This is a genomic window from Methanoculleus sp. UBA303 (assembly GCA_002501655.1).
In the GTDB taxonomy this organism is placed as follows: Archaea; Halobacteriota; Methanomicrobia; order Methanomicrobiales; family Methanoculleaceae; genus Methanoculleus.
This window is the reverse complement of the sequence record DANY01000037.1, coordinates 1-9,447: the sequence shown is the minus strand read 5'-3', so window position 1 is coordinate 9,447 and position 9,447 is coordinate 1. Positions and strand designations below refer to the sequence as shown.

Sequence of the window (9,447 nt, the reverse complement as noted above, 5' to 3'; positions counted from 1 at the left end):
GCGTTACAAGAGCCCGATAACGGAAATTTTCGGTCGGATCCACCGAGATCGATTATCTGTTCTATGCTGGAGCACTACCGAAATCTCCCGGATAAAATACCTGGCAAATAGGACATCTGCCCATATACGGCCAGGTCGGGGTGAAACGATGCCCGGGCCATTACAGGTTCGATCCGGACCTCAAATCGTGCGTTCCCGGTATACGGTCCGGGGTTATGTAAAACGCCGAGGGGGAGATTTGAACTCCCGAGGTGCCAGGCACCAGTGGCTTTCGAGGCCACCGCCTTCCCGGACTAGACTACCTCGGCACAGAATCAGCCTGGAATATTTAGGTTCTTCGACTATAATAGTATCGAGGTATGTTCTGCAGATTCACCTTCATCCCGGACGGCAGCGTGCTGATTTACCAGGGGCAGCCGGGCGAGACCTACGAAGACGCTCTCCTCTCCTTCGGGATCAATCCGGATGCGGCGCTACTATTCTCTGGTGGCAGGAGCCTGCCGCAGGATAAAAAAATCGAAGAGGAAGAGGTCGGCATATTCCTGACCTCCTCGCGCGGGTGACGTATTATGCGCCCGGCTTTCCGGACTGAGTGACCATCATGTCGTCGACGCGGACGAGGAGCATGGCCGTCTCGGTCGCGCTCTTGATAGCCTGGGTCTTCACCCGCAGGGGCTCGATGACACCGGCCTCTCGCATATCCACGACCTCGCCGGTGTAGACGTTGAGCCCGGCGTGCTTCGCGCCGTCGGCGTGGGCCTTCCTCAGGGCGACGACCTTATCGATCGTGTCAAACCCGGAGTTTTCCGCGAGCGTCCTCGGTATGACCTCGAAAGAGTTCGCAAACGCCTCGATGGCGAGCTGAACCCGCCCGCCGACGGTCGCGGCGTAGTCGCGGATGCGTATCTGGAGTTCGGTCTCCACCGAACCGCCGCCGACGACGAACTTACCGTCCTCGATGGCGTCCTGGACGACCCGGGCCGCGTCGTAGACCGCCCGCTCGAGTTCGTCGAGCAGGAGCTGGGATGTCCCCCGGAGGAGGATCGTGACGGCTTTCGGGTTGTCGCAGCCGGAGATGACCGTCAGATCGGTGTCGGGGATCTCTCTGGCCTCTTCAGCGTGGCCGAGCGTCGCCGCGTTGAGTTCGTCGGGCTTGTTGACGATGGTGCCGCAGAGCGCTCTCGCGGCGAACTTCATGTCGTCCTCTTTCACGTCCTCGATGGCGTAGATGCCGTGTTTGGCCAGGTAGAACTGCACCGCGTCGGCGATCCCTTTCTGGCAGAGGACGACGTTTGCGCCGGAGGCGACGATATGGTCGGCAAGTTTCCGGAGGGTCTCGCGCTCCTGCTCGGCGAATGCCTTCATCTGGTCCGAGGAGGTGATCTTGATCTTCGACTTCACCTGGGTCTTCGTGACCTCGAGTGGCTGGGCGATCAGGGCGACCTTCGCGTCCGTGACCTTATCCGGCATCTGCTCAAAGACGCGCTTCTTGTCGATGACGATGCCCCGGATCAGTTCGGCGTCGTGCATCGAGTCGCCGACCTGCTTCTTGATCTTGACGTCGTCCTCGTCCACGACGTAGGTGCCGGGGCTCGTCTCGGTGGTGACCTGCCGCACCGCGTCCACAACGATACCGGAGATCTTCTCCTTGATCGCTTCGATGGATTTGCCGGTCATGGCGGTGTCGGCGATCTTGATGAGGTCCTCCCGGTCATCGAACCCGACCGTTATGGCCAGGTCATCGAGGACCCGAAGGGCTCTCTCCATACCGAGCTGATAGCCTTGCGCGATGATCGTGGGATGAACCTCCTGGGCGAGCAGTTTCTCTGCCTCTTCCATCAGCGACCCGACGAGTACCGTCGCGGTTGTGGTGCCGTCACCGACTTCCCCGTCCTGGGTCTCTGCAACCTCGACGACCAGCTTGGCGCCGGGGTGCTGCACGGACATCTCGTGCAGGATGGTCGCCCCGTCGTTCGTGATCACCACGTCGCCGGTGGAGCTGACCAGCATCTTGTCCATTCCCCGGGGACCGAGCGTTGTCCGAACGGCGGCCGCAATTGCCTTTGCAGCCATGATATTCGAGCGCTGCGCCTCGAATCCACGCGTGCGCTCAACATTCTCCCGTAAAATAATGATGGGCTGTCCAGCAAGCATTGTATAATCCTCCTTTGTCCGTTAGGTTTGTTCAGAGGTTCTATATATACTAATCGATAGGCGCCGACCTTCCCGGGGTGCCCGGACCAACCGACGGGGCGAATCACCCATCCGTCGGCGCTACGCGCCCGGTGCCCGCGACGGGGCCATGAAGCGTGGTGTTCTCTCCCGATGGCGCCTCTATCCGAAAAACGGTGCGGCCGGGTCTTCACCCGAGCCTCGATATGGCAAAGAGCGACTGGACCGGGACGCCGTCGACCTCCCTGACGCCCCGCTTGTCGAAGAGCGACCAGACCGCCACCGGCGTGGCTCCGTGCCGCCGGAGGAACTGTATCGTCTCCGAGAGCGTCGTCCCGGTCGTGACGACGTCGTCGATGATGATGCAGCGCTGTCCGGTGATCGTGGAGAAGGTGCCCGAGAGGGATCCGGTCGGGGTCTCGCTCCGGCTGTGCTTCGCCGGGAGGTAGACAGCGAGTTTGAGCCCCTCCTCTGCGGCGATGAGGGTGGCGAGCGGGACGCCCGACGGCGCTATGCCGACGACCGTATCCGGGATCTCTGCGGCGCCGGGACGCACGGCTCCCTCCTCCGCCAGGTAGAGGAAGCGCTTGAGCATCATCATGGCCATATCGGAGAGGAGCGTTCCGTGGCTTCCTACCGCTGTCCAGTCTATGTGAACGTCCTTTGGGGCCTCCATTCCCTTCGGCTGGGTGAGCAGCCAGGTGACCGTCTCCATCGAGAGGCCGAGCTCATCGGAGATCTGGCCCGGGGTATGCCCTTCTGCCTGGAGCGCCTTTGCCTTCGTGATCAACTCTTCGAGCGCGGACATGGAGAAGAGATCTCCGAGTGACTTATTTAAGTTTTCTTTTGATTGGTGCGCCGCAGACCCGACACTCCCCCGGCTCCCGCCAGTAGCGGCCGCACCCGCTGCACCGGTAGCGCCACCGGATCGCCCGGGCGGGCCTTTGCTGGATGCTCTGTGTCTCGATGCCGAGGCGGTGCGCGACGTTCTGGACAGCGAAGTCGTCGGTGACGAGGACGGCCGAGAGTTCCAGCGCGAGCGCGAGGATGTCCCGGTCGGTTGCCGAGAGCACTCCGGCATCTCCGGTCCGGACCGCGGCCGCCTCAACCCGCACCTGGTCTTCTTCACGCGGCTCCCGGACAGCGAGCACCGTGGCCGAGAGCGCCTCGAATCGGCACTTCGCGTGGAGGTCGCCAAGTTCCCCCACCACCGACGGGGTGGTCCATGCCGGGCCTTCAACCGGCATCTCCGAGAAGAAGACCGAGGCGTCGAGGACGAGCGTCATGCTGAGAACTCCACGACGTCGTTTGCCCGGCACCCGACCGGATACCCGAACTCCGAAAGAATCCAGCAGGCGGTTCTCGCATGCATCGAGAGGGTGTGGGTGCTGTACTCCCCGCCGTAGCAGGCGAGGTATATGAGGAGCTGGTCGGCGAGGTGGACGTCGACTGTGCCGGGGCTGCGGCACTCTCGAGCGAGTGCCCGGGCGGCGGTCCGGCCCACTTCTTCGGCGGGAAGCCCCCTCTTTCCGAGAGCGACGGCGCCCTTCGCCCCGCTCCATACTGTTATGGAACTCCCGGTGCTCGCCCCGCCCCGGCGGGCATCGAGGGTCGCGGTGCAGGAGAGGCTGAGTTCCTCCTCGAGAAGGTCCCGGGCGGCGCCTGCCTGGCGCTCGACGACGTGTGCCGGGAGCCCCGCCGAGCAGGAGGCGATCCCGCACCCCCTCCCCTCCCCCTCCGGGATCACGACCGGGCCCGGGCGGGACGGCTCCACCCGAACGCAGACCCGCCCGCCTCCCCGCGGGTAGTAGCCCCGTTCGAGCACCTCGATAGCGATCGAGGCCCCGGCGCGGCGGAGGACCGGCGCGAGGACAGAGTCCAGGTAATCGATGGTCGGGCTCCACGCCACCTCGGTTCCCCCCGTGACCGTGATGCTCCCGCCGGCGCGGAGGGCGACCGGGAGCCATGCCTGGAGGATGAGGGGGATGCTCCCGGCGGTCCCGGGGTCGATCCGGAGGTCGGCCCGCCGGATCCGGCCCGGGGTGAAGGTGATCTCACTGCTGTGGGGTGAAAGCCCCAGGCACTCGGCATCGCAGGCTCCGGCGACCGCCCGGATCGCGGCGATATGCTGGGGCGCGAGCCCGGGCTTTTCCCGGTTCTGCCGTATCCGGGTCACGGTGACCGGTTTTTCGGATATAGCCGATAGGGCGACCGCCAGGCGAACGATCTGCCCGCCTCCTTCCAGGCGGGATCCGTCAACGGTGAGCATCGTCCCTGATCGCTGTCGCGATAGCGTTTGCTGCCGATATGAAGCTTGAGGCGTTCTCGTAGGTGTCGCTGGAGACGACCGAGGATATCCCCGCCGCCCGCAAGCGCGTATAGGCACCGCTCGCGAGCACCCCGTGGACGCAGGCCGCGTGAATGGATGCTGCTCCCTGCTCGCGGAGCATGCAGGCGGCGGTCGCGAGGGTCCCGCCGGTGGATATGATATCGTCCACGATCACGACCTCCCGGCCGCCGGCATCGATGGTCTTTGGGGCAATCCGGACGTCTTCACCCGAGAGCCGGGTCTTTTCGAGGTGGTCGCAGTCCCACCCGCCGACGGCGGCGACACCGGCCGCAAACCCGGCCGCCCCTTCGTCGGGAGCGAGGATGAGGGGATCCTTCAGGCGCAGGTCGCCGACGTACCCCCCGATAGCCGGAGCGATGGTGATATCGTCCGCCGGGACGCCGAAGTAGTCCAGCACACCGGGGTCGTGTATGTTGACGACGAGGGCCCGCTCGATACCGTTCGAGAGGGCTCGCGCGACAGCCCGGGCGCTGATCGGCTCGCCCGGGGCAAACAGCCTATCCTGGCGGGAATAGCCGAGATATGGGACCACCAACGTCTTCCTTGACCGGTCGGCGGCATCGATCGCGAGGAGGGTCTGCACGAGCATATCATTATTCACGACACTGCTGACGATCAGGGTCTCATCGTCCAACTCTCCGCACCGGAGATGCATCTCTCCGTCGGGAAACCGGGCGAATTTCGTCTCCACAAGAGGGACGCCCAGTTTTTCTGAAATTCTGGCTGCCAGGACCTGGGACCGTTCCGTGCTGATTATTTTCATAGAACACCTTTGCTAGAAAGTATTTGAACGAGCATGAATAAATTATATAAGTATCAGTGCAGCAAAGAGGTAAACCCGACGATGGATTCAACGACTCCAGAGGAAATTCCAAAGATCGAGCTCACGAACGACGAACTGGTAGAGACGGATGTCTTTGCCGGTCTTGAGCTGAGCGCATCATCAGATATCGACGTACCCCCGAATCTCATCGATCAGGTCATCGGCCAGGAACATGCTGTCGAGGTGATCCGGAAGGCTGCGGTCCAGCGCAGGCATGTGATGATGATCGGCACCCCCGGAACCGGCAAATCGATGTTAGCCAAGGCGATGGCCGAACTCCTCCCGAAGGAGGAACTGCAGGATATCCTGGTCTACCCGAACGCCGAGGATAACAATAACCCCATCATCCGGACCGTGCCGGCGAGCCGCGGCAAGCAGATTGTCAACGCCCACAAAGTGGAGGCAAGAAAGAAGATCCAGATGCGGAGCACCCTCATCATGCTCCTCATCTTCGGCATCATCGGCTACGCTATCATCACCTACCAGTGGCTCATGGGCATCATCGCCGCCGCATTCATCTTCATGGCGCTGAAGTACTCGACGCCCCGCGAAGAGACGATGGTCCCGAAGCTCCTGATCTCCCATGACCCTAACACCCCCGCACCCTTTGTCGATGCCACCGGCTCGCACGCGGGCGCCCTGCTCGGCGACGTCCGGCACGACCCTTTCCAGAGCGGCGGCCTCGAGACGCCTTCCCACGACCGTGTCGAGGGAGGAGCCATCCACCGGGCGCACGGGGGCGTGCTCTTCATCGATGAGATCAACACCCTCACCCCGCACTCCCAGCAGAACCTGCTGACCGCGCTCCAGGAGGGTGCCTTCCCGATCACCGGCCAGAGCGAGCGCTCGAGTGGTGCGATGGTCAGGACCGAGCCGGTCCCCTGCCGGTTCGTTATGATCGCGGCAGGCAACCTCGACGCCATCCAGGGAATGCACCCGGCGCTCCGGTCGCGTATACGGGGCTACGGCTACGAGGTCTACATGCGGGATACGATGGAGGATACCCCGGAGAACCGGAAGAAGTTCCTCCGGTTCATCGCCCAGGAGGTCAAGAACGACGGCAAGATCCCCCACTTCGACCGCAGTGCCATGCTCGAAGTGCTCCGCGAAGCCCGGCGCCGTTCGAACCGGAAGGGTCACCTGACCTTGAAACTCCGCGACATGGGCGGGCTCATCCGTGTGGCGGGGGACCTCGCCCGGCAGGAGGGCGCGGAGTTCACCACGGCAAAACATGTCCTCGCCGCGAAGTCGGCCTCCCGTTCGATCGAGGACCAGATCTCCGACGAGTACATTCGGCGGAGCCGCGACTACGACATCACCGTCGTCGAGGGGACTCGGGTCGGCCGGGTGAACGGGCTTGCGGTGATGGGGACCGACTCCGGCTCGGTGCTCCCGGTCATGGCTGAGGTGACACCGAGCCAGGGAGCGAACGGCACGGTGATTGCGACCGGCATGTTAAAGGAGATCGCCAAAGAGTCGATCACGAACGTCAGTGCTCTTATCAAGAAGTTCACGGGCAAGGACATCAGGAACATGGACATCCACGTTCAGTTCATCGGCACCTACGGCGGCGTCGAGGGCGATTCGGCCTCCGTGACCGTCGCGACGGCGGTGATCAGCGCCATCGAGAACATACCGGTGCGCCAGGACGTCGCGATGACGGGGTCGCTCTCGGTCCGGGGCGACGTCCTTCCCATCGGCGGGGTCACCTACAAGATCGAGGCGGCCGCGAAGGCCGGGATCAAGAGGGTGATCATACCGCGGTCGAACCTGGACGACGTCCTCATCGAGGACCGCTACCGCGCTATGGTCGAGGTGGTCCCGGTCGACCACATCGAGGAGGTCCTCCAGAACGCGCTCGTGCCCGAGAACCGTGCGGGGTTCCTCTCGAAGCTCCGGAAGATGGCCGTCAACCCGACGACCGGTCTCTTCGACCCGAATGTCGGGCGTTCTCTGGTCTGATGCCCTATGGCTGACGTGAGATACTACGATATACGGTGCGTACGGGGCGAGACCACCCAGATCGATATCGACAACGGCGTGATCGAGTCCGCAGGCACCTCATTTTTTGATAAAGCCGTGATCCGGGTGCTGGGACCGAAAGGCTGGGGTGTCCTCACCCGCGACCACGTCGACATGGACTCGAAGCGCGAGCTCGACGCCCTCGTCGAGGCGGCGGCGCGCCTCGCTGCCGTCACTCAGGATGATATCAACCTCGCTGATGCGCCGCGCGGCGCTCTCCCGGTCCCCCCTCTCGGGGAAGACCCCCGGGACGTCGACCTCGAGGAGAAGACCCGGCTGCTTGCCGGGATCGAGGCGGCGGCCCGGGTTCCTGAAGTGGCAAACACCCGGGCCCGCTACACCGAAGGGATAGACGCGGTCCGGTTCCAGGACTCGAGCGGGAACGAGTATTCCTACGAGGCGATCCGGTCCGGATTCTCGGTCCTCGTCATCGCGTCCAAAAACGGCGTGATGCAGATGGGGAGCGAACGCGACCACATCATCACCGGGTTCAACCTCCGGGATAAGCAGGAGCTCGGGAGGAAGGCGGGCGAGGTCGCGGTCTCCCTGCTCGACGCAAAACTCGCGAAGGGCGGGGCGAGACGGGCCGTGCTCGACCCGGAACTCGCGGGTGTCTTCACCCACGAGGCGGTCGGCCACGCGAGCGAGGGCGACCTCGTCCGCGAAGGCGCATCGGTCCTCGCGGGGAGGATCGGTGAGCGGATCGGGTGCGAAGGATTGGTCGTCGTGGACGACCCAACGCTTCACGAGTTCGGGTTCATCCCCGTGGACGCCGAGGGCGTGGCGGTGCGGCGGACCGAGATCATCCGGGGCGGCATCCTCTCGTCCTACCTCCACAACCGCGAGACCCTCGCGGCGGTCGGGAACGGAATACCCGGGCACGCCCGGGCGGAGCATGGGGCGCCGCCGATCGTCCGGATGAGCAACACCTTCATCGAGAACGGGGATGCGACCTACGACGAGATCCTCGCCGAGTGTAAGGACGGCATCCTGCTAATCGGGTCGCGGGGCGGCCAGGTCGACCCCGGCCGGGGTGTCTTCCAGTTCAATGCGGAGTACGGTTACCTGGTTGAGGGCGGCGAGACGACCGATATGGTCCGTGACGTCTCGCTTTCGGGCGAGATCCTCTCGACCCTCCATAACATCGTCCTCATCGGGAACGACCGGAAGATGAGCCCGGGATACTGCGGCAAGGGCGGGCAGAACGTCCCGGTAAGCGACGGAGCGCCCCATCTCCTGCTTGAAGGCGCAATCATCGGGGGGCGCGGAGAATGAACGGCGAAGACCTTATCGAGAAAGTTCTTCGGGCGGGTGGACGCGCGGCCGACGAGGTCGAGGTCTTCTACGTCCGGGAAGAGAGCGTCGGCACCGATATCAAGAAAGGGATCCTCGGCGCCGCCGAGGAGTCGGAGGCCTGGAGCATGGCCGTCCGGACGATCAAGGACGGCCGGATCGGGTTTTCAAGCACCGGCGACCCCGACCGGTGGAAGGAATGCCTGGACGCGGCGCTTACAAGCGGGCGGATGGCCACCCCCCAGCAGTGGGGCGGTCTCCCGAAGCCGGCCGAGATCCCGGGCGCGGCACCTTCATCGGACCCGGATCTCGTCGTTGCGGTGGAGGACGCGGCGAGGATGGTCGACGACCTCCTGTCCGGTGCCGCGGAGCACCCGGTGGATGTCGTCGGCGGGTCGGCGGATCTCGCCCGGGCGTATCTGGCGGTTGCAAACACAAGCGGCGTCTTCTACGGCATGGACCGGACGGCGGCGTCGGTCTCCCTTGAGACGATCCGGGAGCAGTCCACGGGCTACGAGTTCGATGTCTCCCCGTTCCGTGCCGATATCGACGCCCGGTCGGTCGGGGAGCGGTCTGCGGACCTTGCCGCACGCTCTCTTTCCGGCCGCGATATCGAGACGGGCCGCTACGACGTCGTCCTCTCCCCGATCGCGGCGGGAAGTCTCCTCGGGCAGATCCTCCTCCCGGCCCTCTCCGGGCGGAGCGTGAAGGCCGGCCGGTCGCCTCTTGCGGATAAACTCGGCGAAACGGTCTTTGATGAGAATCTCTCCATCTACGACGACCCGTT

Annotated in this window: 9 protein-coding genes and 1 tRNA gene; 4 read left to right on the top strand and 6 right to left on the bottom strand. The window is 64.1% G+C overall.

Annotation, left to right across the window (positions count from 1 at the left end):
* Nucleotides 1–223: 223 nt before the first annotated feature.
* Nucleotides 224–308 (bottom strand) — tRNA-Ser (locus BP846_RS09235).
* Between the two features lie 51 nt (nucleotides 309–359).
* Between BP846_RS09235 and BP846_RS09230 the strand changes: the two genes are divergently transcribed.
* Complete coding sequence (locus BP846_RS09230; RefSeq protein WP_292394668.1) at nucleotides 360–563, top strand: thiamine S protein; 204 nt, start codon at nucleotides 360–362, stop codon at nucleotides 561–563.
* 4 nt (nucleotides 564–567) lie between these two features.
* Here the strand turns inward: BP846_RS09230 and thsA are convergent, their stop codons facing one another.
* The 5 genes from thsA to BP846_RS09205 form a co-directional block, all read right to left on the bottom strand.
* Nucleotides 568–2,154: a thermosome subunit alpha gene (gene thsA, locus BP846_RS09225; RefSeq protein WP_292394667.1), complete on the bottom strand. Its 1,587-nt coding sequence runs from the start codon at nucleotides 2,152–2,154 to the stop codon at nucleotides 568–570.
* Nucleotides 2,155–2,362: 208 nt separating this feature from the next.
* Entirely contained in the window at nucleotides 2,363–2,980 is a 618-nt protein-coding gene (locus tag BP846_RS09220) for an orotate phosphoribosyltransferase-like protein (protein ID WP_292394664.1), read from the bottom strand.
* A gap of 22 nt (nucleotides 2,981–3,002) precedes the next feature.
* Nucleotides 3,003–3,458, bottom strand: a complete 456-nt coding sequence (locus tag BP846_RS09215; protein WP_292394662.1) for an NOB1 family endonuclease — start codon at nucleotides 3,456–3,458, stop codon at nucleotides 3,003–3,005.
* Nucleotides 3,455–4,441 (bottom strand): RNA 3'-terminal phosphate cyclase, encoded by a 987-nt coding sequence (gene rtcA, locus BP846_RS09210; RefSeq protein ID WP_292394660.1) that lies wholly within the window; start codon nucleotides 4,439–4,441, stop codon nucleotides 3,455–3,457. The genes BP846_RS09215 and rtcA overlap by 4 nt, the downstream gene beginning before the upstream one ends.
* Nucleotides 4,428–5,285, bottom strand: coding sequence for a ribose-phosphate diphosphokinase (locus tag BP846_RS09205; protein WP_292394659.1), 858 nt, complete (start codon nucleotides 5,283–5,285; stop codon nucleotides 4,428–4,430). The genes rtcA and BP846_RS09205 overlap by 14 nt, the downstream gene beginning before the upstream one ends.
* Nucleotides 5,286–5,366: 81 nt before the next feature.
* On the opposite strand from BP846_RS09205, the gene lonB reads away from it, so the two are divergent.
* From lonB to BP846_RS09190, 3 genes are all read left to right on the top strand, one after another.
* The gene (lonB, locus tag BP846_RS09200) at nucleotides 5,367–7,307 is read left to right on the top strand and encodes an ATP-dependent protease LonB (RefSeq protein WP_292394671.1); all 1,941 of its coding nucleotides are present in this window, start codon (nucleotides 5,367–5,369) and stop codon (nucleotides 7,305–7,307) included.
* A gap of 6 nt (nucleotides 7,308–7,313) precedes the next feature.
* Complete coding sequence (locus BP846_RS09195) at nucleotides 7,314–8,642, top strand: TldD/PmbA family protein (RefSeq protein ID WP_292394657.1); 1,329 nt, start codon at nucleotides 7,314–7,316, stop codon at nucleotides 8,640–8,642.
* A partial coding sequence (locus BP846_RS09190; RefSeq protein ID WP_292394655.1) for a TldD/PmbA family protein occupies nucleotides 8,639–9,447 on the top strand: 809 nt, incomplete at its 3' end. The genes BP846_RS09195 and BP846_RS09190, both read left to right, overlap by 4 nt.

Coding starts and splice junctions, on each gene's coding strand:
- BP846_RS09230 (WP_292394668.1), top strand. CDS start 360: ATGTTCTGCAGATTCACCTTCATCCCGGACGGCAGCGTGCTGATTTAC.
- thsA (WP_292394667.1), bottom strand. CDS start 2,154: ATGCTTGCTGGACAGCCCATCATTATTTTACGGGAGAATGTTGAGCGC.
- BP846_RS09220 (WP_292394664.1), bottom strand. CDS start 2,980: ATGTCCGCGCTCGAAGAGTTGATCACGAAGGCAAAGGCGCTCCAGGCA.
- BP846_RS09215 (WP_292394662.1), bottom strand. CDS start 3,458: ATGACGCTCGTCCTCGACGCCTCGGTCTTCTTCTCGGAGATGCCGGTT.
- rtcA (WP_292394660.1), bottom strand. CDS start 4,441: ATGCTCACCGTTGACGGATCCCGCCTGGAAGGAGGCGGGCAGATCGTT.
- BP846_RS09205 (WP_292394659.1), bottom strand. CDS start 5,285: ATGAAAATAATCAGCACGGAACGGTCCCAGGTCCTGGCAGCCAGAATT.
- lonB (WP_292394671.1), top strand. CDS start 5,367: ATGGATTCAACGACTCCAGAGGAAATTCCAAAGATCGAGCTCACGAAC.
- BP846_RS09195 (WP_292394657.1), top strand. CDS start 7,314: ATGGCTGACGTGAGATACTACGATATACGGTGCGTACGGGGCGAGACC.